General features: G+C 44.2%; 20 protein-coding genes. 17 read left to right on the top strand and 3 right to left on the bottom strand.

Annotated elements, in window-relative coordinates:
• Positions 1-10 precede the first annotated feature (10 nt).
• From BQ8005_RS07385 to BQ8005_RS07360, 6 genes are all read left to right on the top strand, one after another.
• Positions 11-1,759, top strand: a complete 1,749-nt coding sequence (locus BQ8005_RS07385; RefSeq protein ID WP_111936061.1) for an alpha-L-fucosidase — start codon at positions 11-13, stop codon at positions 1,757-1,759.
• Positions 1,760-1,953: 194 nt separating this feature from the next.
• Positions 1,954-2,277, top strand: a complete 324-nt coding sequence (locus BQ8005_RS07380; protein WP_021847976.1) for an ArsR/SmtB family transcription factor — start codon at positions 1,954-1,956, stop codon at positions 2,275-2,277.
• A gap of 61 nt (positions 2,278-2,338) precedes the next feature.
• The gene (locus BQ8005_RS07375) at positions 2,339-2,785 is read left to right on the top strand and encodes a nitrophenyl compound nitroreductase subunit ArsF family protein (RefSeq protein ID WP_075319023.1); all 447 of its coding nucleotides are present in this window, start codon (positions 2,339-2,341) and stop codon (positions 2,783-2,785) included.
• 12 nt (positions 2,786-2,797) lie between these two features.
• Entirely contained in the window at positions 2,798-3,505 is a 708-nt protein-coding gene (locus BQ8005_RS07370; RefSeq protein WP_075317591.1) for an aromatic aminobenezylarsenical efflux permease ArsG family transporter, read from the top strand.
• A gap of 21 nt (positions 3,506-3,526) precedes the next feature.
• On the top strand, positions 3,527-3,760 hold the full coding sequence (locus BQ8005_RS07365) for a thioredoxin family protein (RefSeq protein WP_075317590.1): 234 nt from the start codon (positions 3,527-3,529) through the stop codon (positions 3,758-3,760).
• 107 nt (positions 3,761-3,867) lie between these two features.
• Positions 3,868-4,836: a permease gene (locus tag BQ8005_RS07360; protein ID WP_075317589.1), complete on the top strand. Its 969-nt coding sequence runs from the start codon at positions 3,868-3,870 to the stop codon at positions 4,834-4,836.
• Positions 4,837-4,956: 120 nt separating this feature from the next.
• Here BQ8005_RS07360 and hemW read toward each other — a convergent pair whose 3' ends face one another.
• The gene (gene hemW, locus BQ8005_RS07355; RefSeq protein ID WP_075317588.1) at positions 4,957-6,090 is read right to left on the bottom strand and encodes a radical SAM family heme chaperone HemW; all 1,134 of its coding nucleotides are present in this window, start codon (positions 6,088-6,090) and stop codon (positions 4,957-4,959) included.
• A gap of 270 nt (positions 6,091-6,360) precedes the next feature.
• Here hemW and BQ8005_RS07350 point away from each other — a divergent pair, with 270 nt between their 5' ends.
• From BQ8005_RS07350 to rprY, 8 genes are all read left to right on the top strand, one after another.
• Entirely contained in the window at positions 6,361-8,304 is a 1,944-nt protein-coding gene (locus BQ8005_RS07350) for a glycoside hydrolase family 97 protein (RefSeq protein WP_075317587.1), read from the top strand.
• 46 nt (positions 8,305-8,350) lie between these two features.
• Positions 8,351-10,870 (top strand): alpha-L-arabinofuranosidase C-terminal domain-containing protein, encoded by a 2,520-nt coding sequence (locus BQ8005_RS07345; RefSeq protein ID WP_075317586.1) that lies wholly within the window; start codon positions 8,351-8,353, stop codon positions 10,868-10,870.
• Between the two features lie 40 nt (positions 10,871-10,910).
• Complete coding sequence (locus BQ8005_RS07340) at positions 10,911-12,926, top strand: glycoside hydrolase family 127 protein (protein ID WP_075317585.1); 2,016 nt, start codon at positions 10,911-10,913, stop codon at positions 12,924-12,926.
• A 12-nt stretch (positions 12,927-12,938) separates the two neighbouring features.
• Positions 12,939-14,876, top strand: coding sequence for an alpha-L-arabinofuranosidase C-terminal domain-containing protein (locus BQ8005_RS07335; protein ID WP_075317584.1), 1,938 nt, complete (start codon positions 12,939-12,941; stop codon positions 14,874-14,876).
• Between the two features lie 118 nt (positions 14,877-14,994).
• Positions 14,995-18,090 carry a beta-galactosidase, LacZ type gene (locus BQ8005_RS07330; RefSeq protein ID WP_075317583.1) on the top strand — a complete coding sequence of 1,032 codons (3,096 nt, stop codon included), beginning with the start codon at positions 14,995-14,997 and terminating at the stop codon, positions 18,088-18,090.
• A 202-nt stretch (positions 18,091-18,292) separates the two neighbouring features.
• Complete coding sequence (locus BQ8005_RS07325) at positions 18,293-20,449, top strand: elongation factor G (protein ID WP_075317582.1); 2,157 nt, start codon at positions 18,293-18,295, stop codon at positions 20,447-20,449.
• A 277-nt stretch (positions 20,450-20,726) separates the two neighbouring features.
• Positions 20,727-22,280 (top strand): sensor histidine kinase, encoded by a 1,554-nt coding sequence (locus BQ8005_RS07320; RefSeq protein WP_021847991.1) that lies wholly within the window; start codon positions 20,727-20,729, stop codon positions 22,278-22,280.
• Between the two features lies 1 nt (position 22,281).
• Positions 22,282-22,983 (top strand): response regulator transcription factor RprY, encoded by a 702-nt coding sequence (gene rprY / locus BQ8005_RS07315; RefSeq protein WP_021847992.1) that lies wholly within the window; start codon positions 22,282-22,284, stop codon positions 22,981-22,983.
• 124 nt (positions 22,984-23,107) lie between these two features.
• Here rprY and BQ8005_RS17520 read toward each other — a convergent pair whose 3' ends face one another.
• Together BQ8005_RS17520 and BQ8005_RS07310 are read right to left on the bottom strand one after the other, a co-directional pair.
• Positions 23,108-23,284: a hypothetical protein gene (locus BQ8005_RS17520; protein ID WP_021847993.1), complete on the bottom strand. Its 177-nt coding sequence runs from the start codon at positions 23,282-23,284 to the stop codon at positions 23,108-23,110.
• A gap of 165 nt (positions 23,285-23,449) precedes the next feature.
• Complete coding sequence (locus BQ8005_RS07310; RefSeq protein WP_021847994.1) at positions 23,450-23,896, bottom strand: MarR family winged helix-turn-helix transcriptional regulator; 447 nt, start codon at positions 23,894-23,896, stop codon at positions 23,450-23,452.
• Between the two features lie 156 nt (positions 23,897-24,052).
• On the opposite strand from BQ8005_RS07310, the gene rpsF reads away from it, so the two are divergent.
• From rpsF to rplI, 3 genes are read left to right on the top strand one after another with little or no spacing between them, the layout of a single operon-like run.
• Positions 24,053-24,397 (top strand): 30S ribosomal protein S6, encoded by a 345-nt coding sequence (rpsF, locus tag BQ8005_RS07305; protein ID WP_075317581.1) that lies wholly within the window; start codon positions 24,053-24,055, stop codon positions 24,395-24,397.
• A 2-nt stretch (positions 24,398-24,399) separates the two neighbouring features.
• Positions 24,400-24,672: a 30S ribosomal protein S18 gene (gene rpsR / locus BQ8005_RS07300; RefSeq protein ID WP_022020414.1), complete on the top strand. Its 273-nt coding sequence runs from the start codon at positions 24,400-24,402 to the stop codon at positions 24,670-24,672.
• Positions 24,673-24,687: 15 nt separating this feature from the next.
• On the top strand, positions 24,688-25,137 hold the full coding sequence (gene rplI / locus BQ8005_RS07295) for a 50S ribosomal protein L9 (protein ID WP_021847996.1): 450 nt from the start codon (positions 24,688-24,690) through the stop codon (positions 25,135-25,137).
• The last annotated feature ends 16 nt before the right edge of the window (positions 25,138-25,153 follow it).

Genomic DNA, 25,153 nt, shown 5'->3' with positions numbered 1-25,153 from the left:
AAATTTATTAATGACTACTGTTATACTGAGTGTATGCTTCTGTTCTTGCACCCAGAAACAATCCGGTGTTTTCGGCGTTGATTATGAACTGGAGCCGATGCCGTCGGTTCATGCCCCTTTACCCGAAAATTCGGTACCGATGGGGGATGGGGACACATTTGAAGAAGTGAAGTTGGATCTGCCCATCGCTTCGGGACCGTATGAACCGACTTGGAATTCGATAGAGGCCAATTATCCGGGTACTCCAGCTTGGTTGCGTGATTCGAAGTTTGGTATTTGGGTGCACTTTGGACCGCAAGCGGCTGGCGAGAGTGGCGACTGGTATGCCCGCAAGCTTTATGTAGAAGGGACCTCTGCATATGAAAACCATTTGAAGAAGTACGGTCATCCGTCGGAGGTTGGTTATAAGGAAGTGTTGCGCGACTGGAATCCTGCGAAATTCAGTCCAAAAGCTTTGGTGGATATCTATAAGGACGCCGGAGCACGTTTCTTGATTATACAAGGAGTACATCATGATCAGTTCGATATGTGGGACTCTAAATATCAGGCATGGAATTCGACCCGTCTCGGCCCTAAACGCGATTTCCTCGGTGAATGGGAAAAAGCTTTGCGGGCAGCCGGTATTCGTTTCGGTATTACGTTCCATCATGAGTATTCCTGGTGGTGGTGGCAAACGGCTTTTCAGAGTGACACCCAAGGCGATAAGGCCGGCGTTCCTTACGATGGAAATCTGACACTGGAGGACGGAAAAGGCAAATGGTGGGAAGGACTTGATCCGCGCTATCTGTATGGTATCAACTTGAGGGAATATGAGTCGGTGGCTGAGGCCGCTAATTCCCGATGGTCTACTCCGAAGCCGGGTATCTTCAGCGGCCATCTGGAATTTGCCAAGTGGTATGCCAAGTGGTGGGCCTTGCGTATGATGGATGCGGTGGACAAGTATCGGCCGGACTTTATCTATACCGATGGTACCGACCAGCAGCCTTTCAGTGGATCGGGTACAGGTACCGGATACAAGTGCGATGCCATGCAGCGCGTGATAGCCGATTTCTACAATCGGACATTGGCTGATAGAGGAGAAGTGGATGTATTCAGCATCGTCAAGTTCAGAAAGACGACCAACGGTACGGTCAACACCTGTGAAACGGATATTCCCGAAGGTATCAAGGATGATCAGGCCTGGATTGCCGAGACACCTGTGGGCGATTGGTTCTACGGGCCGGATTTTGTATATAGCTCGGACGCTGTTATACGCTATCTGCTTGAAATTGTGGCCCGTGATGGTTCGTTCGGATTGAGTATTCCGTTACGTCCCGACGGTTCGATGGATGAGGCCTGCCATGAAATGCTTCATGAAGTGGGTGAATGGATGCGCGTTAATGGAGACGGTATTTATGGCAGTTCGGCGTGGAAAGTGTTGGGAGAGGGCAAAGATGGCAAGTTGAATACTTTACCAGGAGGTCGTATAGGTCAATGGCAGGCTGACCACGTGTTTTACAATACCGATTTCCGTTTTACAGTGGGTAAAGACGGTACACTTTATGCTTGGTGTATGACGGTTCCCAAGGCGGGCGACAAGCTGACGATTGCATCGTTAGGCACAAACAAAGGGTTGTTCGATAAAAAGATTCGTTCTGTGGAGCTGATGGGGACGGAGCAGTCGGTGGACTGGAAGCAGAATGCAGATGGATTGGAGATTGTCTATCCCGACTCCGTTGATTTAAAGACTGCAGTAGGATTCCGAATTGTTTGCGAATGATCATTCTTTTCGGAGTAAAAGATTGATGAGCTTTGAGGCACGGATTATACAGATATTACAGAAAGAGAACTTCTGTGAAATCTTGCATACTTCGTGCCCTAATATTATTAAGAAATCTGAAAAAAGAAATGATTTCTTTGTTTATTTGGAATATTGTTTGTTATTTTGCGAATAACAAATAGAAAAGGTAAACGATGAACAAGAAATATTCGGAAGAACAGGAAAGGATGGCCCGCTTTGCCAAAGCCATGGGACATCCGGCCCGGATGGCCATATTACAATTCCTGCTGGCACAGGAGTCCTGTTATTTTGGCGATATCCATGAAGAGTTGCCTATAGCCAAGGCTACGGTCTCCCAGCACTTGAAGGAACTGAAGGATGCCGGATTGATTCAGGGAGAAATAGAGGCGCCAAAGGTGAGGTATTGCATCAATAAGGAAAACTGGGAACTGGCCCGGAGAATGTTTGCCGACTTCTTCGGTCAGACTGTTTGCAAAAAGGGGAGCTGCTGCGGGTAAGCTCTTTTTTTACCTTGAATGTTCGTAGTTTGACGAAATACTAATAAATGAAATAATGAAGATGAAAAGGATTTGTTTTTTGTGTTTGTGTTTGGGCTTGTTGCTGGTAGCTTGTGGAGGGAATACCAGGAAAGAGAGTTCTGTTGCTGATGCGCAGGAGGAAGTAGCAGTGAGCGACGGAGTGGAAGTGCTCTATTTTCACGGCAAGCAGCGTTGTGCTACTTGTATAGCCATCGAGAAAGGCACGCAAGAAGTGATGGAGAAAGATTTGGCCGATGCCGTCCGGAAAGGAGAAGTGAAGTTTCGCACGATAGACATCAGTCGTGAAGAGAACGAAGCCGTGGCCGAGAAATATGAAGTGACATGGTCGTCTCTGTTTGTCGTGAAACACAAAGACGGGGTGGAGACCGTAGAGAACCTGACGGAATTTGCTTTCGGCAATGCCCGCAAGTCGCCGGAAGTGTTCAAAGCCGGAGTGATGAAGACCGTTCGTGAAATGCTGGAATAAACAACGGTGGCTATGGATGGATTGCAGACATTGCTGGACAATAGTTCCACACCCGTACTGACGGCTTTTCTCCTCGGATTGCTGACGGCCCTTTCGCCTTGCCCGCTGGCTACCAATATTGCAGCCATCAGTTTTATTGGAAAAGAGATGGAGGATAGAAAACGTGTTTTTCGAAACGGCCTGCTTTATACCTTGGGGCGTATCCTTGCCTATACCTTGCTCGGATTTGTATTGATTCTGATATTGAAGGAAGGTTCGAGCATGTTCGGCATACAGAAAACTATCGGTACGTGGGGCGAACGGGTATTGGGGCCTGCTTTATTTGTCATCGGCCTCTTTATGTTTTTCGGTGACAGGCTGAACCTTCCCCAATTCGGGTTCAAGGGAAACGCCGAGGGCCTTGCAAGGAAAGGAGGGTGGGGAGCCCTGCTGATAGGCGTACTCTTTGCGTTGGCTTTCTGCCCCACGAGCGGTGTGTTCTATTTCGGTATGCTGATACCCCTGTCGGCTACCACTACAGCCGGTTATCTGCTGCCTGCCGTGTTCGCCATAGCCACGGCCCTGCCGGTACTTGTAGTGGCCTGGATACTGGCATTCAGTGTACAACAGATGGGCTGTTTCTATGGCAGGATGCGCACAGTACAGCGATGGATGAACCTGTTTGTCGGGGTGCTGTTCATTGGTATAGGCATTTATTATAGTTGGATGATGTATATGTAACACATTTAAAATATTACGGATATGGAAATTAAAGTATTAGGCCCGGGCTGTGCCAAATGTAAGACAACCTACAATGTTATTGAGAAAGTGATCAAGGAGAATGATCTGGATGTGAAGTTGACCAAAGTGGATGACATCATGGAAATGATGAACTATAACATCATGACTACTCCTGCCGTAGTGGTGGACGAAGTGGTGAAGATGAAAGGGAAGGTTCCTACCGAAAGCGACGTAAAGCAGCTTTTGGGCATCTGATACACGAAGCTATTTGATGATAGGCGGCAGAAACGACCGTGTGAAGGCTCCTGCCGCCTTTATGGTAGTATGTTTGTTCGTATTTAAACGAATTAATCTAAAAAAGAATGATACAAGATTTTGCAGACTGGCTTGTTTACGGACTGTTCGGCCTGAGTGCTGACACATCGTTGGGAGTGGCCGTAAACTTTTTCTTTTACGACACCATCAAGATTCTTATTCTATTGTTTTTCATCAGTGTGCTGATGGGGATTGTCAATGCCTATTTTCCAATAGAGCGGTTACGCACCTATCTGGCTACCCATAAGATGTATGGCCTGCAGTACCTGTTGGCTTCTGTCTTCGGAGCCATCACTCCGTTCTGTTCGTGTTCTTCCATCCCGTTGTTTATCGGTTTTGTGAAGGGAGGCATTCCGTTGGGAGTGACCTTTGCTTTTCTGATTACGTCGCCGCTGGTCAACGAAGTGGCTGTTGCCATGTTCCTCGGTTCTTTCGGATTGAAAGTGACGGTGGTTTATGTCGTCAGCGGCATCCTGCTGGGAGTGATTGGAGGCATTGTGCTTGGACGGATGCGTCTTGCATCTTATCTTAGCGATTGGGTGAAACAGATTCAGGCCCAGTCATCTGCACAGACAGAAGCATGGGAGAAAGATCACATTCCTTTTATCAAACGGCTTCCTGCCATCATCCGCGACGCCTGGCGGATAGTCAGCGGTGTGCTTGTCTATATTCTGATAGGTATCGGTATCGGTGCCTTCATGCACGGCTTTGTGCCCGAAGGCTTCTTTGAACAGTACATGTCGAAAGACAATTGGTTTGCCGTGCCCCTTTCAGTTCTTCTTGCCGTGCCTATGTATGCCAATGCGGCTGGTATTGTGCCTGTCATCGAGGTATTTGTGGCCAAAGGTATTCCTTTGGGTACCGCCATCGCCTTCATGATGGCCGTGGTGGGGTTATCCTTGCCCGAAGCTACCCTGCTCAAGAAAGTGATGACTTGGCGGCTGATAGGTATCTTCTTCGGTACCGTGGCCTTCTTTATTATTTTGTCCGGCTATCTGTTCAATTTCATTTTGTAATTCTTTGACTTTTTTCTTGAGCCATTCGTTTGAGCTGGATAAAGTATTGTTTTAGACAGGACAAAGCATTGCTTTATTCAGCTTAAAGCAATGCTTTGTTGCTAGCTGTTAATATGGCGCTTACTCTTCCACAAACATCAGGTCACTGATAATGCCGTCGGATACAAAGATTCCTTCGCGGGTGAGCCGTAGATGGTTGTCCTGCTGCTCTAGCTTGTTGCTCTTCAGGTAAGGGACGGCCATGGAGGTGCAATAGTCGGAAAGCTCCTGGCCGAAACGTTTTTTGAGTGTCGGCAGGTCAATGCCACGACGGGTACGCAGGGAGGTCATGATGTATTCGTTGTAGCGGGTCGTCAGGCTAAGTTCCTCTTTTTCATAGAGCCTGTTTTTTTCTTCAATTGCGGAAATATATTTCTCCAGTGAGGGAATATTCCATTCCCTACTGTGCATGTCAAACGAATGGGCAGACGGACCACAGCCCAGGTAAGGGATACCTTGCCAGTAGGATGTATTATGGCGTGAGTGAAAGCCGGGCTTGCAGAAATTGGAAATCTCGTAGTGTTCGTACCCTGCGGCCGAGAGGGTATCCATCAGCGTGGTGAAGAAACGTACGCTGCTATCTTCGTCCACCTCGTTGACCCGATGGGCTTGGAGCATCTGGTGGAGGGGGGTACCCTCTTCGTACGTCAGGTGGTAGGCTGAAATATGCTCTACGTTGAGAGTAATGGCTTGGCGGAGGTCGCGTTCCCAACGTTCATCCGTCTCGCCAGGCAGGCCGTAGATAAGGTCGATGCTGATGTTGTGGAAATCATGTCGACGGCAGCGGTCGACGGCTTCAATGGCTTGGAGTGCATTGTGCCGTCGGTTCAGCAGGAGGAGAGTGGCGTCGTCGAAGGTCTGGATGCCCATACTGATGCGGTTGAAAGGCAGACGGCGGAGCATGGCCACGTAGTCTTCGGTCAGGTCGTCAGGGTTGGCTTCGAGGGTAATTTCTTCACAGGCGTTGAGATCGTAGAGGGCGGACAGGGCATCGAAGACTTGGCGGAAATCTTCTTCTTCGAGTTGCGAGGGTGTGCCGCCGCCAAAATAGATGGTACGGACAGCTTCGTTTTTCAGGTAGTCGCGACGCATGGTGAGTTCCTCGCACAAGGCATTGATGTAGCGCCGTTTCAGGTCGCTGCGCGTGGTGGAGTAGAAGTCACAATAGATGCATCGTGTCTTACAAAAAGGGATGTGTATATAGATGCCTGCCATGTATGTTTTCTTTTTCAATGCTGCAAAAGTAAGAAACTGTTTTGGCATTTCTTCTTTGTCTAGCTGAAATATTGGGGGTAATTAGATGGAAGTTCTGCTTTTTTGTGAGGAATTTGTCTTTTTTGAGGGGATATGTTTGTATGTAAACTTTTAAATGTGTATTTTTGACACTTAATAAGTCGTATGACAAAGATTGTATGGAAGATACATGAAGAAAACTGCTGTGCAGTAGCTCTGATAACCTTATGAATTAAATATAAAAAAAGAACCATGAAAAAGAAACTGAAAACGACTTTAGCCTTGTTGGTTATGGCAATGGCTTCGATGGCACAAAATGTAGAAATGACTGGTCCTGACGGACGATTGCGGTTGAAGGTGGTTAACGAAGGAGAGACGGGTGTGTCCTATTCGGTAACTTACGATGGCAAGCAGATGGTCGACGCTTCCCCCTTGGGCATGAAGACGAATGTCGGTGACTTCTCAAGTGGCTTGAAGCTGGTGAAACACGAAACGGCGCAGATAGATACGACTTATCAACTGACACGTATCAAGACTTCGCAGGTACATTATCAGGCCAATGAATTGGTATGTCATCTGTCAAACGCGCAAGGACAGTCTCTGTCGGTTACTTTCCGTATCAGTCGCAATGATATTGCTTTTCGTTATACTTTGCCCCGACAGGGCGAGACGGGTAGTGTGCGGGTAATGGAAGAATCGACTGGTTTTCACTTCCCCCAGCAGACTACAACTTTCCTTTGTCCGCAGAGCGATGCCATGATTGGTTGGAAACGGACCAAACCCAGTTATGAAGAAGAATACAAGGCAGACGCTCCAATGAATGAACGTTCGCAGTATGGACATGGCTATACATTCCCCTGTCTTTTCCGCGTGGGCGATGACGGCTGGGTGTTGGTCAGTGAGACGGGAGTGGACAGCCGTTATTGCGGCTCGCACTTGAGTGATGCCGACAACGGTCTTTATCGGATTGCCTTCCCCATGCCCGAAGAGAACAATGGCAACGGAACGGTAGAACCGGCTTTTTCCCTGCCAGGCAGTACGCCCTGGCGGACACTGACGGTAGGCGCTACGTTGAAACCCATTGTGGAGACAACTGTAGCTTGGGATGTTGTGACACCGCGTTATGAAACGAAACATGACTATCGCTTCGGTCGTAGTACATGGAGTTGGATTTTGTGGCAGGACAATAGTATCAACTATGACGATCAGGTACGTTTCATTGATTTGGCTGCTGAAATGGGCTATGAATATGTATTGATTGACGCCTGGTGGGACAAAAATATTGGCTACGAGCGTATGGAACAGCTCATTGCCTATGCACAAAGCAAAAAAGTAGATGTTTTCCTGTGGTATAGTTCCAGTGGCTACTGGAACGACATAACTCAGAGCCCGACAAACAAGATGGATAATGCGATCATTCGCAAGCAAGAGATGCGCTGGATGCAGAAGTTGGGCGTGAAGGGTATCAAGGTTGATTTCTGGGGAGGCGATAAGCAGGAAACGATGCGTCTTTACGAAGATGTGTTGAGCGATGCTGATGACCATGGTCTGATGGTTATCTTCCACGGCTGTACCTTGCCACGTGGTTGGGAGCGGATGTATCCCAATTATGTAGGTAGCGAGGCTGTCTTGGCTTCTGAAAACTTGATCTTTCAACAACATTTCTGTGACAACGAGGCCTTCAATGCCTGTCTGCATCCGTTCATCCGCAATACGGTGGGATGCATGGAGTTTGGAGGAACTTTCCTGAATAAGCGTTTGAACAGAGGAAATGATGGTGGCAGTATCCGAAAGACATCGGATGTCTTCCAATTGGCTACGGCAGTACTTTTCCAAAATCCCATTCAGAATTTTGCGTTGGCTCCCAACAATCTGACGGATGCTCCTCAGATTTGTCTGGACTTCATGAAACAGATACCTACTACGTGGGATGAAACTCGTTTTATAGAAGGTTATCCAGGTAAGTATATCGTATTGGCACGACGTCATGGCGATAAGTGGTATTTGGCTGCTATCAACGCAATGGAAGAACCTTTGAAGTTGAAATTCTCGTTTCCTGAACTGAGTGGTTCTACGGTATCTGCCTATACGGACGATAAAAAGATGCAACCACAATTGAAAACACAAAAGATAAAGGAAAAAGGAGAATTTCAGTTGACCGTACAGCCTTTGGGGGGAGCTGTGTGGGTAAAATGAGAGCCTAACTAACTTTTGACACACAAACATATTATATATAGGTATCATGAAAACACTTTTGAAATTGGGGATTACGGTCGGCTTGCTGTTGGCTGCCGTTTTCCCCATACAGGCCGGAATCAACAAGGTGGCAAACGAACCTGATTCTGTTTATTTGTTCTCATATGCGCGTGTCGATGGACAGAGTGGATTAAGATTTGCCTGGAGTCCCGATGGAAGGCGTTGGCTTTCTGTGGCAGACGGTTACGACTATGTAAAATGTGATTTTGGCCCTTGGGGAAGTGAAAAGAAAATGTTCTTTCCTCACTTGATGCAGAATACTTCCGATGGTTTATGGCATTGTATTTGGACGGCCACTCGTAGTGGGAAGGTCTTAGCCCATGCTGCTTCGCCTGATTTGCTGAAGTGGGGGGCGCAAAGTTATTTTACGGAAGAAGAACTGAGTAAGTATGAATTGAAATCAGCTTATCCCACTGAGGAAACAAGTGTCCTTTTGGATGGGCAACAGGAAAGTGGTTGGATACAGCGAGTTTCTTATAAAACGATAGAGCAGTTGATTCGTTATGCTGATCATAAAAAATATCGCCAGCGATTGTATGACGAACGTACAGAAGAGGATCCTATACGTTTTGCAGGATTGAAACCGTTGAAGGCGACCATTCAGGTGGATGTTTCTCAAGGAAAAAGTATCAGTGACCACCTGATAGGCATCTTTTTTGAGGATATCAACTATGCGGCCGATGGTGGGATGTATGCCGAATTGGTGCAGAACCGTGATTTTGAATATTCATCGAAAGACGGTTCGCGTCAAGGTTGGGACAGCAACTATGCTTGGAGTGTGAAAGGTGGGCAAGGCACTTTAACGATTGCAACCGAACGTCCGATTCATGAAAACAATCCCCATTATGCCGTACTGGATGTACGGCAGGTAGGGGCGGCCTTGCAGAACGATGGTTATGATGGAATAACGTTGAAGAAAGGTGAAAAGTATGATTTCGCCTGTTTTGCTCGCATTGCCAGTGAAAGTAAAGGAGGAAAAGTCATAATCAGTCTGCTCGATCAGGAAGGAAACGAAGTGGCAAAGGCATCGGTAAAGGTTTCTTCAAAAGATTGGAAGCAACTCAAAGCAGTGCTGACCGCACAGGAAGACGTACAGGCTGCCAAACTTTCTCTCCAACCGGCAGGAACCGGCACATATCATTTCGACTTGGTTTCGCTCTTTCCGCAAAGCACATTCAAAGGCCGTAAGAACGGATTGCGTGCCGACTTGGCTCAGACGTTAGCCGACCTTCATCCGCGTTTCGTACGTTTCCCTGGTGGGTGTGTGGCTCATGGCGATGGCATAGACAACATCTATGACTGGAAAGGATCAATCGGTCCTTTGGAAGCCCGAAAACCGTTGCGTAATTTGTGGGGTTATCACCAGACACGGGGCTTGGGTTACTTTGAGTATTTCCAGTTCTGTGAGGATATAGGTGCGGAGCCTGTACCAGTATTGGCGGCGGGGGTGCCTTGCCAGAATTCGAGCACATGTAGCCATCATTCCAAGGATGAGCTTGGTTGTAAGGGGCAGCAGGGAGGCATTCCGATGGAAGAAATGCCTGCTTATATTCAGGATGTGCTCGATTTGATAGAATATGCCAACGGAGATGCCCGCAAGACGGAGTGGGGCAGGAAACGTGCAGAAGCTGGGCATCCCAAACCTTTCAATCTGAAATACATTGGCATCGGCAATGAAGACTTGATAACAGAGGTATTTGAAGAACGTTTTACAATGATTTATAAAGCCGTTCGCGAAAAATATCCTGAGGTGACGGTCATTGGTACGGTTGGACCTTTCTATGAAGGAACCGATTATGACGAAGGATGGAAACTGGCTACACGCTTGGATGTACCGATGGTGGACGAGCATTATTATGTGGCTCCGGGTTGGTTTATACACAATCAAGACTATTACGACCGCTATGACCGTAGTAAATCGAAGGTTTATTTGGGCGAATATGCGGCTCACTTACCGGGGCGTCCCAGTAATCTGGAAACGGCTCTTGCTGAAGCGTTATATCTGACGGCAGTGGAACGTAATGCCGATGTGGTGGCCATGACTTCTTACGCACCGTTATTAGCTAAGGAAGGGTATACTCAGTGGCGTCCTGACTTGATTTATTTCAATAATAAGGAAGTGAAACCGACGGTCGACTATTACACGCAGCAAATGTATGGTCAGAATGCTGGCAATGAATATTTTGCTTCTACGATTACGTTGGATAATGGATTGGATGCGGTAAAGAAACGGGTTGGTGTGTCGGTCGTAAAGGACCCGATGACTGGTGACTACATTGTAAAGCTGGTGAATATGCTACCGGTTGAGGTTTCTTCCAAGATAGAATTGGAAGGTGTCACGCTCGTGAATCCTACGGCACAGAAGATTGTTCTGGCTGGAAATCCGAAAGATGAAGATGTAACTCCGATAACAGAGGATTTTGAAGTGCAGGAACATGGTTTTGATTATACACTACCTTCTTATTCTTTTACTGTAATCCGTATCGGACAAAAAATGGATAAATGAGATAATTTTTTATGTTTGTACGACTGATTAATAGTTAACCATGAAAAGAACATGTTTATTGGCTGTAGCTGTCCTACTAGTGGGCAGTCTGGCCGCACAGAAAGAAACTTTACATTCCGGCTACCCCATTGATCCGGTTCCCTTTACTTCGGTTAAAGTGACCGATAGCTTTTGGGGACAGCGCCTCAAAGCCAGTCGCGAAGTGACTATTCCGCTGGCTTTCAGTAAATGTGAGGAAACAGGACGTTATGAGAATTTTGTAAGAGCGGCCCATCCCAGTGATGAATATAAAGTAGAAGGTTTCTCGTTTGATGATACGGATGTTTATAAGACGATTGAAGGTGCTAGCTACCTCTTGCAAACCTATCCGGACAAGAAACTGGAGAAATATATTGACAGTGTTCTACAGATTGTAGCTGCTGCTCAGGAGCCCGACGGGTATCTATATACTGCCCGTACCATGAATCCGAAACATCCCCATGACTGGGCTGGCCCGGAACGTTGGACAAAGGTAGAGGAACTCAGCCATGAGTTCTATAACTTGGGACATATGGTGGAAGGTGCTGTAGCTCATTATCAGGCTACCGGCAAACGTAATTTCTTGGATATTGCCATTAAGTATGCCGACTGTGTCTGTAAGGCTATTGGCAACGGGCCGGATCAGAAGAAATTAGTCCCGGGGCATCAGATAGCCGAAATGGCCTTAGTACGCCTTTACCTTGTGACTGGCGACCGTAAATATCTTGACCAAGCAAAGTTTTTCTTGGATGCACGTGGCTATACGAGTCGTAAGGATGCCTATAGCCAGGCTCATAAGCCTGTATTGGAACAGGATGAGGCTGTAGGTCATGCAGTACGTGCTACTTACATGTATGCAGGCATGGCGGATGTAGCTGCCATTATAGGCGATTCCTCTTACATTAAAGCTGTGGATAAGATTTGGGAAAACATTGTTAATAAGAAAATTTACATTACAGGAGGAATTGGTTCACGTCATGCCGGTGAAGCCTTTGGTGATAATTATGAACTCCCAAATCTTTCGGCCTATAATGAAACATGTGCAGCCATTGGTAATGTGTATGTCAATTACCGCCTGTTTTTATTACACGGTGATGCCAAATATCTCGATGTATTGGAGCGTACATTATACAATGGTTTAATTTCTGGGGTCTCTTTGGATGGCGGTTCGTTCTTCTATCCTAATCCGTTGGCTTCGGCAGGTGGTTATAGCCGTAAACCTTGGTTTGGATGCGCTTGCTGCCCTAGTAATATCAGTCGTTTCATACCATCCTTACCTGGATATGTCTATGCCGTAAAGGATGATCACGTGTACGTTAATCTTTATATGGGCAATCGTGGTGAATTGAAGGTTAATAACAAGAAGATTGTGCTTGAGCAGGAAACATCTTATCCTTGGAACGGTGATATCCGTATCCGGGTGGTGAAGGGAACGCTACCGTTTACGATGAATCTTCGTATACCCGGTTGGGTACGCAATGAAGTGCTTCCGGGAGATTTATATCGTTATGATGACGAACAAAAGCTTGGCTATACGGTAACGGTCAATGGAGAAGCTGTAGAAGGAGAACTTCAGAAAGGCTATTTGCAGATTGAACGCAAATGGAAAAAAGGAGATGTGGTAGAAGTACATTTTGATATGCAATCTCGTGTTGTTAGAGCCAATGAAAAAGTTGCAGCTGACCGTGGACGAGTAGCTGTAGAACGTGGTCCTATTGTGTATTGTGCAGAATGGCCAGACAATGATTTTAATGTGCATAATATCCTGCTAAATCAGCATCCTTCTTTTCAAGTGGTAAACAATCCGGATCTGTTGTATGGTATTTGTGAGATTACCACCGATGCGCAAGCTCTCAGTTATGATGCAGCAGGTAGGTTGATTGTGAAAGATGTCAAATTGACTCTGATTCCTTATTATGCATGGGCACATCGGGGAGAAGGAGATATGGAAGTATGGCTTCCTATTGAAGTTGGCGCTTCGTCGGCGCAGCTACAGAAGGTGGTAGAACAGGAAGATAATGGATTTTTTAATCATTAAATATATTTATATATGAAGAAAATAACGACAATTTTGGCCTTGTCTCTTGCGATGGGCCTGCAAGCACAACAACATGTGATGACTGTCGATGTTGCAAAGCCGACAGCCAAGATACAGCCTACGATGTATGGCATTTTCTTTGAAGATATCAATTTTGGTGCGGATGGTGGCTTATATGCTGAATTGGTGAAAAATCGTTCGTTTGAGTTTCCTCAACCTTTTGTAGGATGGGTTCCTTTTGGTAATGTGACAATCCAAAGTGAGAATCCCTGCTTTGATCGTAATCCACATTATGTGCGTGTTGTGAATGACGGACGTTTGTTACGTGCGGGTCTCGATAATGAAGGATTTACAGGTATTGGTTTGAAACAAGGAGAAGAATATCGTTTTTCTGTGTATACCCGTACGCTTGATGCTGGTTCCATGAAGCTTTCAATCGAGTTGGTTCGTGCAGACGGTTCCAATCCTTTGAAGAAAGAAATCGAGATAAAAGGTAATGAATGGAAGAAGCAGACGGTTATTTTGAAGTCTCCGTTTACAGATGCCCATGCACGGTTACGCATCGTGTTGCTGACAAAAGGAACGGTGGATATGGATCATATTTCTTTGTTCCCTGTTAAAACATGGAAAGGACGGGAAAACGGATTGCGTGCCGATCTTGCACAAGCCTTGTATGATTTGAATCCCGGTGTTTTCCGTTTCCCAGGAGGTTGTATTATCGAAGGGAACAGCTTGGCTACACGTTATCAGTGGAAAAATTCAGTTGGTCCAGTAGAAAATCGTCCTTTGAATGAAAATCGTTGGAACTATACTTTTAAGCATAAAGCCTTTCCTGACTATTTCCAGAGTTTAGGTTTAGGTTTTTATGAATATTTCTTGTTAAGCGAAGATATCGGTGCAGAACCTTTGCCGGTGATTAGCTGTGGACTTTCATGCCAGTACGAAAGCAATGAGATCGTTCCTTTGGACGAGCTAGATCCTTATGTACAGGACGCTCTCGATCTGATAGAATTTGCCAATGGTGATGTGAATACGACTTGGGGTAAGGTACGTTCAGAAATGGGACATCCCGAACCGTTTAATTTAAAAATGATTGCTGTGGGTAACGAGCAGTGGGATAAAGTGTATGTGGAACGTCTGGAAGTGTTTACCAAGGCTATTCGTGAGAAATATCCGAATATCAAGGTGATCGGATCGTCCGGACCTAGCGCTTCAGGGGATAAGTTTGACTATTTATGGCCTGAAATGAAGCGGGTAGGAGTGGATTTAGTGGATGAACATTATTACATGGAACCCAAATGGTTTTTGGAGAATGCTAAACGCTACGACAGTTACGACCGTAAAGGACCAAAAGTATTTGCCGGTGAATATGCTGCACATGATCACCCGACCGGAAAAGCTAACAACTTGTTTGCAGCTTTGTCTGAGGCTGCTTTCATGACAGGATTAGAACGTAATGCCGATGTCGTACATTTGGCAACCTATGCTCCTTTGTTTGCTCACGTAGATGCTTGGCAATGGAATCCAGATCTGATTTGGTATGATAATTTGCGTATGATGCGTACTCCTAATTATTATGTTCAGCAGATGTATGGTATGAATGCCGGAACAGATGTGCTTCGCCTGCAGATGGATGGAGAACCGGTAGCCGGACAGGATAGCTTGTATGCAACGGCTGCCTTAGATGCACCTACAGGAGAAATTATTTTGAAACTGGTGAACGTTGGTGCAAAACCTTCTGATGTGAAGATTGATTTTAATGGATTGAAAAAACGTCAACTTGTATCGGGCAGTTGCATTTACTTGCAAAATGATGATTGGAAAACTGTAAATTCGCTGGAACAGGAAATTTTGGTTCCTCGTGTTCGTCCAGTTCAAGTGAAAGGCCAATCGATGAATATACAACTTCCTGCACGTTCATTTGGGGTATATCGCCTGCAATTGAATTAATTTTGTATCATATTTGAAATATATTTCATCTGATTATATTTTCATTTCTCCTATCTTTGTAGCGGCATGTTGGAAAAGTTACTCTTCATGCCGCTATATTTATAAAACTATTTGTATCATGAAGAAACAACTTATTACAGGGCTGTTTGCTGCTTTGGCTATAGGTGGGAGCGCACAGTCTTTCAAGGAATGGCAAGATCCGGAAGTGAATGCCGTTAATCGTGCTCCCATGCACACTAATTATTTTGCCTATGAGTCGGGCGATGCTGCTACGGTGGGTAAAAAAGAACAGTCTTCTAATTACATGTCCATGAATGGCTCCTGGAAATTTTTCTGGGTGAAGGATGCTGATTCTCGTCCTACTGATTTTTGGAAAGTAGGTTATAACGACTTGGGTTGGGACAATATACAAGTGCCGGCTGTATGGGAATTGAATGGATATGGTGATCCTATCTATGTAAATACAGGTTATGCATGGCGTAATCAGTTCAAAAATAATCCTCCTCAGGTACCAACGGAGAATAATCATGTTGGTTCTTATCGTCGGGAGTTTGTTATTCCGGCTTCGTGGAAAGGAAAAGATATCATTGCTCATTTTGGTTCGGTGACATCGAACATGTATTTGTGGGTAAATGGGAAATATGTAGGTTACAGTGAGGATAGTAAGCTGGAAGCTGAGTTCAATCTGACTTCTTTTTTGAAGCCAGGGCAGAAGAATCTTATTGCTTTTCAGGTGTTCCGTTGGTGTGATGGAACTTATTTAGAAGACCAGGACTTTTTCCGTTTCAGTGGGGTTGGTCGTGATTGTTACTTTTATGCACGCGATAAGAAGCGTATTGAGGATATCCGCGTAACGCCTGATTTGGATGCTGATTATAAGAATGGCTCATTGAACATTGCTTTGACCTTGAAAGGTGTAGGTACTGTTAATCTGGAATTGTTGGATGCGGCTGGTAAGCAAGTGGCTACAGCTACGGCTAAAGGTAATGGTTCTGTAGTGATGAATGTCGAGAATCCGTTCAAGTGGAGTGCGGAATCTCCTTATCTGTATACCTTACGTGCTTCTATGCAGGGCAGTACAGAAGTGATACCTGTTAAGGTAGGTTTCCGTAAAATAGAACAAAAGAACGGACAGATATTGGTGAACGGCAAGGCTGTACTCTTTAAGGGAGCTAACCGTCATGAACTGGATCCGGACGGTGGTTACGTTGTATCTTCCGAACGCATGTTGCAGGATATCCAGATTATGAAGAAGTTTAATATTAATGCTGTACGTACTTGCCACTATCCAGATGCCAATCTGTGGTATGATTTGTGTGATAAGTATGGTATTTATGTTATTGCTGAGGCAAATGTAGAATCCCACGGTATGGGTTATGGTGATGAAACCTTGGCTAAACGTGCCGATTATAAGAAGGCACATCTGGAACGTAACCAGCGTAACGTGCAGCGTGGATTCAATCACCCCAGTATCATATTCTGGTCATTGGGTAATGAGGCTGGTTTTGGACCGAACTTTGAGGCTGCTTACAATTGGGTGAAAGCTGAAGATTCGAGCCGTCCTGTCCAGTATGAGCAAGCTCATGGTAATGAGTTTACAGATGTATATTGTCCTATGTATGCCGATTATAACCACATGGAGAAATACGCTCGCACTAAAGATATCAAGAAACCGCTGATTCAGTGCGAATATGCCCATGCGATGGGTAACTCTCAAGGAGGTTTTAAAGAATATTGGGATTTGATTCGTAAGTATCCAGCTTTACAGGGCGGTTTTATTTGGGATTTTGTAGATCAGTCTGTACGTTGGACGGGTAAGGATGGTGTTAGCATCTACGCTTATGGCGGTGATTTCAACCGTTATGATGCTTCTGACAACAACTTCTGTGATAACGGTCTGATCAGTCCGGATCGTGTTCCCAATCCTCACATGTACGAAGTTGGTTATTTCTATCAGAACATTTGGACAACTCCAGCTAATTTAGCTCAAGGCGAACTGAATGTGTACAATGAAAACTTCTTCCGCGATTTATCTGCTTATTATATGGAATGGACTGTGCTTGCCAATGGCGAAGCTATTCGTAGTGGAAGAGTCGAAAATCTGAATGTAGCTCCCCAGCAAACTGCGAAGGTTAAATTGGATCTGGGGCGTGTTTGTGAATGTAAGGAATGGGTACTCAATGTTTCATATCGTTTGAAGAACCGTGAAGGATTGTTGCCAGCTGGTCACGTGGTAGCAAAAGATCAATTGGTGCTGAATCCATATAAAGTTCCCGATATGAATTTGAAGAATGTAGAAGAAGCTAATGTCGCCGTAGTTGTTCCCCAAGTGAAAGAAAACGATTGGAACTACTTGGTTGTAGAGGGCGAGAATTTCAGTCTGGAGTTCAATAAGCATACAGGTTATCTTTCACGATACGAGGTTGCAGGTACGGAGATGATGAAAGAAGGAACACAGCTGACACCCAATTTCTGGCGTGCACCGACCGATAATGATATGGGTGCAGGTCTACAGCGGAAGTTTGCCGTTTGGAAGGATCCAGGTCTGAACCTTACGTCTTTTGAGTGGAATATGAATGATGGACAGGTTGTTGTAAATGCAGAGTATGAAATGAAGAATGTTTCTGCCAAGCTGAATCTGACCTATGTTATCAATAATAAGGGAGCTGTGAAGGTTACTCAGAAAATGACTGCCGATGCGCAGGCCAAAGTGGCTCCGATGTTCCGTTTCGGTATGCAGTTGCAGATGCCCAAGTCATTTGAAACGATTGAATATTATGGCCGTGGTCCGATAGAAAACTACATAGACCGTAACCATTCTACTGATTTGGGATTGTATCGTCAGAGCGTGGATGATCAGTTCTATTCCTATATTCGTCCGCAGGAAACTGGTACAAAAACCGACATTCGTTGGTGGAAACAGCTGAATGCAGCTAATTGTGGCTTGAAGATTGTTGCTGAGGCTCCTTTCTCAGCTTCGGCTCTGCACTACACTATTGACTCTTTGGATGATGGTTGGGATAAAGACCAGCGTCATTCACCTGAAGTGGAGAAGGCTGATTTGACCAATCTGTGTATTGACAAGGTACAGATGGGACTTGGCTGTGTAAACAGTTGGGGAGCGTGGCCTTTGCCACAGTATCAGATACCTTATGGTAATTATGAATTCTCATTCATTCTGACTCCAATATGCCACAGCGTCTCTATGAAATGATGATTTTTTAACTTACTGATAGAACTAAAAAGCCGGATATTTATACTTGATATCCGGCTTTTTTAGTGTGTATGCTGCACAACATAGTTTAGTAACATTCTAAACTTCGTTGTTTTTTCTGTAATTAATTTCTAATTTGCGCCTCACAAAAAATAAGGGCGTGCACATGCATGCTGAGTATTCACATTAAATCTTATATATCATGAAAGTATATCAGACGAATGAAATCAAAAACATTGCTCTTCTTGGCAATGACGGCTCGGGTAAAACCACTCTCACAGAAGCGCTGCTCTATGAGAGTGGTATTATAAAACGTCGCGGAAGAATTACCGCCAAGAATACAGTCAGCGATTACTTTCCGGTGGAGCAGGAATATGGCTATTCTGTGTTTTCCACCGTTTTCCATGTAGAGTGGAATGGCAAGAAATTGAATATTATCGACTGTCCGGGAAGTGACGACTTCGTAGGTGCAGCTATGACGGCGCTCAATGTAACAGATACTGCTGTCTTGTTGTTGAATGGGCAATATGGTCCTGAAGTAGGTACCCAAAATCATTTCCGTTATACTGAAAAATTGGGTAAACCGGTTATCTTCCTGGTGAATCAGCTTGATAATGAGAAGTGCGATTACGATATGATACTTGAGCAGTTGAAGGCGATTTATGGCTCAAAAGTTGTTCCGGTACAATATCCGTTGGCTACAGGTCCAAACTTCAATTCATTGATCGATGTGCTGCTGATGAAGAAATATTCATGGGGACCCGAGGGAGGTGCGCCTACTATTGAAGATATTCCTGCTGAAGAGATGGAAAAAGCAACCGAATGGCATAAGGCTTTGGTTGAGGCTGCTGCTGAACACGATGAAGGGCTGATGGAGAAATTCTTTGAACAAGAGTCATTGACCGAAGACGAAATGCGTGAAGGTATCCGTAAAGGTTTGGCGTGTCGTGGTATGTTCCCGGTATTTTGTGTGTGTGCAGGTAAGGATATGGGTGTTCGTCGTCTGATGGAATTTTTAGGTAATGTTGTGCCTTTTGTTGATGAAATGCCTCCTGTACATAATACACGTGGTGAAGTGGTTAAGCCAGATGCAGATGGTCCTGCTTCTCTTTATTTCTTTAAGACTGCTGTTGAACCGCACATTGGTGATGTGCAGTACTTTAAGGTGATGAGTGGCAAAGTGCACGAAGGTGATGATTTTGCGAATGCCGATCGTGGTTCCAAGGAACGCATTGCTCAGATTTATGCTTGTGCGGGAGCCAACCGTATCAAGGTAGAAGAAATGGTGGCTGGTGATATTGGCTGTACTGTGAAGTTGAAAGATGTTCATACCGGTAATACGTTGAATGGTAAGGGAGCTGAAAACCGCTTCAATTTTATAAAATATCCGAATTCAAAATATTCGCGTGCCATCAAACCTGTAAACGAAGCCGATACGGAAAAGATGATGGCCATCTTGAATCGCATGCACGAAGAAGATCCAACATGGATCATCGATCAGTCAAAAGAATTGCGTCAAACTATTGTTCATGGACAGGGTGAATTCCATTTGCGTACATTGAAATGGCGTTTAGAGAACAACGAAAAACTTCAGATTAAGTTTGAAGAGCCTCGTATTCCTTATCGTGAAACTATTACCAAGGCTGCCCGTGCAGACTACCGCCATAAGAAACAGTCGGGTGGTGCAGGACAGTTTGGTGAGGTTCATCTGATTGTGGAGCCTTATTACGAAGGGATGCCGGCTCCTGATACCTATAAATTCAATGGACAGGAATTTAAAATGAATGTAAAGGGTACGGAAGAGATTCCTTTGGAATGGGGCGGTAAGCTGGTGTTTGTCAACTGTGTGGTTGGTGGAGCCATTGATGCTCGTTTCATGCCTGCTATCTTGAAAGGTGTAATGTCTCGTATGGAACAGGGACCTCTTACCGGTTCGTATGCCCGTGATGTACGTGTTATTGTTTATGACGGTAAGATGCACCCCGTAGATTCTAATGAAATTTCCTTTATGCTTGCCGGACGAAATGCCTTTAGCGAAGCATTTAAGAATGCAGGGCCGAAGATTTTGGAACCTATTTATGATGTAGAAGTTTTTGTTCCTTCTGATAAGATGGGTGATGTGATGAGTGACCTGCAAGGACGCCGTGCTATGATTATGGGTATGAGCAGTGAAGCCGGTTACGAGAAACTGATTGCCAAGGTTCCTTTGAAAGAAATGTCTTCTTATTCGACGGCATTGAGTTCTTTGACGGGAGGCCGTGCATCGTTTATTATGAAATTTGCAAGTTATGAACTTGTTCCGGGTGATGTTCAGGATAAGTTGATTAAGGAATTTGAAGCCAAACAGGCTGAAGAATAACGCAACTTCATTTCATCTGTTTTTTATAATTGTTAAAACCGCCAATCTTTTTAACGAAAGAAAGGCGGTTTTTTATTGTTTTCTCATTAATAAGTTTGATGGAAATGACTGTCATTATTAATTTTTTATTAATTTTGCAAACAAGGCAGGACCTTGTTTTGTTATAGTTCCGATAATGGAACCTAAATAGCTTCAATCGGTTAATTTGTTATTTCGTACGGGTTAAAACTGGTTAATGGGTTAGGAGTGTTAATTAGGGACTGTTAATTTTGTGGCTATGAAAAAGTCTACGATTTGGATATTAGGTGTTGTAATGGGTCTTTCCTTCCTCAGTCTGTTGTATCTGCAGATCAGTTATATTGAGGAAATGGTAAAGATGCGTAATGAGCAGTTTGACGAATCTGTGAAACGTGCTTTGATGGCAGCTTCCAAGGATGTTGAATCTGCCGAGGTGGCTCGTTGGCTACGGGAGGACATTTCGGAAGCAGAAAAGAAAGCTTGGGAACAGGCGCAGGGTACGAACGGAAATGGAATGGTGCAGACTCATCGGTTTATGATGACTTCTCCTGACGGAACAATACGTTCTTCGGTCGAGTTGAAGACGTTCTCCAACCAACCATCCGAGTTACCGCGAGCTATGATTTCGCGCAAACATGGTGCAAAGACTATTCCTCAGACGTCTCGTTCGTTGGCTGATATGATTAAGAACCGTTATTTGTATCAGCGTGCTTTGGTAGATGATGTGGTTTTCAATATGCTTTATCACGCCAGCGATAAGCCTATAGAGGAAAGAGTCAATTTCAAAAATCTGGATCAATACATTAAGTCTGGATTGATTGATAATGGCATTGGAGATTTTGACTATCATTTTAAAGTGATTGATCGTGACGGTCGGGAAGTGTATCGTTGTTCGGACTACAGCGATGAGGGAAGTGAGAGTTCTTATGCACAGCCGCTGTTCTTGAACGATCCGCCGGCACGGATGAGTATTGTGAAGGTTCATTTTCCTGGAAAGAAGGACTATATCTTCGATTCGGTCAGCTTTATGATACCTTCGATGATTTTTACTTTTGTACTACTCATTACATTCATATTTACGATTTATATCGTATTCCGTCAGAAGAAACTGACAGAAATGAAGAACGATTTTATCAATAATATGACCCATGAGTTCAAAACACCGATTTCTACAATTTCGTTGGCTGCCCAGATGTTGAACGATCCGGCTGTAGGTAAGTCTCCTGCCATGTTCCAGCATATCTCGGGAGTGATTAATGATGAGACGAAGCGGTTGAGGTTTCAGGTAGAAAAGGTGTTGCAGATGTCGATGTTCGACAGACAAAAGGCAACGCTGAAGCCTAAAGATGTAGATGCTAACGAGCTGATCAAGGGGGTTGTTCATACCTTTGCTCTGAAAGTGGAGCGTTATAATGGAAAGATTGATACGGAACTGGAAGCTGCAGAAGCGCATGTCTTTGTGGACGAGATGCATATTACGAATGTGATTTTCAACTTGATGGATAATGCAGTGAAGTACAAACGTCCTGATGTAGACTTGCATTTGATGGTAAGGACATGGAATGAATCCGGTAAACTGATGATTTCGGTACAAGACAATGGTATCGGTATCAAGAAGGAGAATTTGAAGAAAATATTCGAGAAGTTCTATCGCGTGCATACGGGTAATCTGCACGATGTAAAGGGCTTTGGATTGGGGTTGGCTTATGTGAAAAAAATAATTATGGACCATAAGGGAACCATTCGGGCTGAAAGCGAACTTAACGTAGGAACTAAATTTATTATTGCATTACCTTTATTAAAAACTGATTGATATGGACGAGAAATTGCGAATTTTATTGTGCGAGGATGATGAAAATCTCGGTATGTTGCTGAGAGAATACTTGCAGGCCAAGGGCTATGCTGCCGACCTGTTTCCCGATGGAGAGGCCGGGTATAAAGCCTTTTTGAAAAATAAATATGACTTATGTGTATTCGATGTTATGATGCCGAAGAAGGATGGTTTTACATTGGCGCAAGAAGTGCGTGCGGCCAATGCTGAAATCCCCATTATATTCTTAACGGCAAAGACATTGAAGGATGATATTCTGGAAGGTTTCAAGATTGGTGCCGACGACTATATCACCAAACCTTTCAGTATGGAAGAGCTTACTTTCAGAATCGAGGCAATTTTGCGTCGTGTACGTGGTAAGAAGAACAAAGAAAGTAACATTTATAAGATCGGTAAGTTTACATTCGATACTCAGAAACAAATCCTTTCTACGGCTGAAAAGCAGACGAAGTTGACGACGAAGGAGTCTGAACTGTTAGGCTTGCTCTGTGCACATGCTAATGAGATCCTTCAGCGCGACTTTGCTTTGAAGACGATTTGGATTGATGACAATTATTTCAATGCCCGCAGTATGGACGTGTACATAACGAAGCTGCGCAAGCATCTGAAAGAAGATGATTCTATTGAAATCATAAATATTCATGGCAAGGGCTACAAACTGATTACTCCTGAACCGGAAAATTGACTTCTCTATTTTAGAGTTGCTATTCTGTCGCTTGTCCTTTGGAGTAAGCGACAGAATAGATATAAAATATAAAAGGACGATTGCTTAGCAATCGTCCTTTTATATTTTTTGTCTGAATTTTGAATTAATCGGCAATTCTCTTGTTGATGGCGATGTAGGTAATCAAGCCGATAACGATAACGGCTGCTGCACCTCCCAAGATAGAATTGTTGTTAACATTACCAGTGAAGGAGCATGCTACCAGAATGATTGCTCCCACCAGGATTAATATCAATCCCAAGTTTTTCAATAAGCCTTTCATTTGTGTGTATTTTTAATAGATTATTATATTCATGCAATTCAGTCACAAAGAAAAGCATAATTCTTTAACAAGCGAAATTATTTGTGCAAAAAAACTGTTAATGGTCCAATTTCATTTGTTTTTTCCCCTTTTCTGTGATGTTTGAAGGGCTGTGAACCGCCCCTTTCAGTCTTTGATATTGAAGAAGATCTTTTTTAATAATTCTTGTCCTACGCTCAGTTCTTCCAGCTTTACTCCTTTCAGGGCTTCTTTCAAGGTTTGATTGGCTACGCGACGCGCTTTGGTTTCCAGTTCTCTTCCGTCTTTGGTTAAATGTATCTGATTGGTGCGGCGATCTTTCTTGTCCGATATGCGCACTACCAGATGCTGTCGTTCCATGTTGTCTATCAGTCGGGTCATACTAGGCTTGTCCTTAAAGGTGGCGTTGCACAGTTCCTGTTGCGTCACTCCGTCTTTTTCCCACAAAAAGATGAGTACGGTCCATTGTTCGGGTGTGATTTCCATTCCGTTTTGTCGGAAGTTACGTGAGAGTTTCCGGTTGATGGCTGCCGATACCTTTCCGTTCAGGATGGCAAAAATCAGCCTCATGTCAAAATTGAACTGTTCTATCATGAAATATTGTTTAAACAACCTTGCAAAGGTAGTTTTCTTGCCTGATAAATCCTACATTGACGAATAAAAAAATATTAAATGTTTGTAGTTCAAAATAAAATGCCTACCTTTGCACCGCAATTTTTAAATCAACTAAATTTATTTAATCAAACGAGTATGAATCATTACGAAACCGTTTTCATTTTAACTCCCGTTTTGTCTGACGTTCAGATGAAGGAAGCGGTAGAGAAATTCAAAGGCATCCTTACTGCTGAAGGTGCTGCGATTGTAAATGAAGAGAACTGGGGACTGAAGAAACTGGCTTATCCTATCCAGAAGAAGTCTACAGGTTTCTATCAGCTGATTGAGTTCGATGCAGAACCTTCTGTAATCGAGAAACTGGAAGTTAACTTCCGTCGTGACGAGCGTGTAATCCGCTTCTTGACTTTCAAACAAGACAAGTATGCTGCCGAATACGCTGTAAAAAGAAGAAGTGTAAAATCAACTAAAAAGGAGGATTAATCATGGCACAACAAGTTCAATCAGAGATCAGATATTTAACTCCGCCCTCAGTAGACGTTAAGAAGAAAAAATACTGCCGTTTCAAAAAGAGCGGTATCAAGTATATCGATTACAAAGATCCTGAGTTCCTGAAGAAATTCCTGAACGAACAGGGTAAAATTCTTCCCCGCCGCATTACAGGTACTTCTTTGAAGTATCAGCGTCGTGTGGCTCAAGCTGTTAAGAGAGCCCGTCACTTGGCATTGCTGCCTTATGTAACTGACATGATGAAATAATAAGGAGGAGATAGTATGGAAATTATATTGAAAGAAGACGTAATAAACTTGGGTTATAAAAACGACATCGTGACTGTAAAGTCTGGTTATGGTCGCAACTACCTCATCCCTACCGGTAAGGCCGTTATCGCTTCTCCGTCTGCAAAAAAGATGTTGGCGGAAGAACTGAAGCAGCGTGCTCACAAGTTGGAGAAAATTAAAAAAGATGCCGAAGAATTGGCTGCAAAGCTGGAAGGCGTTTCTCTGACTATTGCCACAAAGGTAAGCTCCACAGGTACTATTTTCGGTTCTGTAGGAAGCATTCAGATTGCTGATGAGTTGGCAAAATTGGGTCACAATATTGATCGTAAGATCATCGTTGTAAAAGACGCTGTGAAGGAAGTTGGTCACTACAAAGCAGTTGTTAAACTGCACAAAGAAGTTTCTGTAGAAATTCCTTTCGAAGTAGTTGCAGAAGAAGCTTGATAAAACTTTCTATAAA

Origin of the sequence: Bacteroides togonis, from assembly GCF_900130135.1 — a bacterium.
Taxonomy (GTDB): Bacteria; Bacteroidota; Bacteroidia; order Bacteroidales; family Bacteroidaceae; genus Bacteroides; species Bacteroides pullorum.
Note: the sequence above shows the minus strand (reverse complement) of the source record. Positions and strands in the feature narration are given on the sequence as shown.

Excerpts from the sequence above, each read along its gene's own strand:
- BQ8005_RS07385 (WP_111936061.1), top strand. The coding sequence starts at position 11 with ATGACTACTGTTATACTGAGTGTATGCTTCTGTTCTTGCACCCAGAAA.
- BQ8005_RS07380 (WP_021847976.1), top strand. The coding sequence starts at position 1,954 with ATGAACAAGAAATATTCGGAAGAACAGGAAAGGATGGCCCGCTTTGCC.
- BQ8005_RS07375 (WP_075319023.1), top strand. The coding sequence starts at position 2,339 with ATGAAAAGGATTTGTTTTTTGTGTTTGTGTTTGGGCTTGTTGCTGGTA.
- BQ8005_RS07370 (WP_075317591.1), top strand. The coding sequence starts at position 2,798 with ATGGATGGATTGCAGACATTGCTGGACAATAGTTCCACACCCGTACTG.
- BQ8005_RS07365 (WP_075317590.1), top strand. The coding sequence starts at position 3,527 with ATGGAAATTAAAGTATTAGGCCCGGGCTGTGCCAAATGTAAGACAACC.
- BQ8005_RS07360 (WP_075317589.1), top strand. The coding sequence starts at position 3,868 with ATGATACAAGATTTTGCAGACTGGCTTGTTTACGGACTGTTCGGCCTG.
- hemW (WP_075317588.1), bottom strand. The coding sequence starts at position 6,090 with ATGGCAGGCATCTATATACACATCCCTTTTTGTAAGACACGATGCATC.
- BQ8005_RS07350 (WP_075317587.1), top strand. The coding sequence starts at position 6,361 with ATGAAAAAGAAACTGAAAACGACTTTAGCCTTGTTGGTTATGGCAATG.
- BQ8005_RS07345 (WP_075317586.1), top strand. The coding sequence starts at position 8,351 with ATGAAAACACTTTTGAAATTGGGGATTACGGTCGGCTTGCTGTTGGCT.
- BQ8005_RS07340 (WP_075317585.1), top strand. The coding sequence starts at position 10,911 with ATGAAAAGAACATGTTTATTGGCTGTAGCTGTCCTACTAGTGGGCAGT.
- BQ8005_RS07335 (WP_075317584.1), top strand. The coding sequence starts at position 12,939 with ATGAAGAAAATAACGACAATTTTGGCCTTGTCTCTTGCGATGGGCCTG.
- BQ8005_RS07330 (WP_075317583.1), top strand. The coding sequence starts at position 14,995 with ATGAAGAAACAACTTATTACAGGGCTGTTTGCTGCTTTGGCTATAGGT.
- BQ8005_RS07325 (WP_075317582.1), top strand. The coding sequence starts at position 18,293 with ATGAAAGTATATCAGACGAATGAAATCAAAAACATTGCTCTTCTTGGC.
- BQ8005_RS07320 (WP_021847991.1), top strand. The coding sequence starts at position 20,727 with ATGAAAAAGTCTACGATTTGGATATTAGGTGTTGTAATGGGTCTTTCC.
- rprY (WP_021847992.1), top strand. The coding sequence starts at position 22,282 with ATGGACGAGAAATTGCGAATTTTATTGTGCGAGGATGATGAAAATCTC.
- BQ8005_RS17520 (WP_021847993.1), bottom strand. The coding sequence starts at position 23,284 with ATGAAAGGCTTATTGAAAAACTTGGGATTGATATTAATCCTGGTGGGA.
- BQ8005_RS07310 (WP_021847994.1), bottom strand. The coding sequence starts at position 23,896 with ATGATAGAACAGTTCAATTTTGACATGAGGCTGATTTTTGCCATCCTG.
- rpsF (WP_075317581.1), top strand. The coding sequence starts at position 24,053 with ATGAATCATTACGAAACCGTTTTCATTTTAACTCCCGTTTTGTCTGAC.
- rpsR (WP_022020414.1), top strand. The coding sequence starts at position 24,400 with ATGGCACAACAAGTTCAATCAGAGATCAGATATTTAACTCCGCCCTCA.
- rplI (WP_021847996.1), top strand. The coding sequence starts at position 24,688 with ATGGAAATTATATTGAAAGAAGACGTAATAAACTTGGGTTATAAAAAC.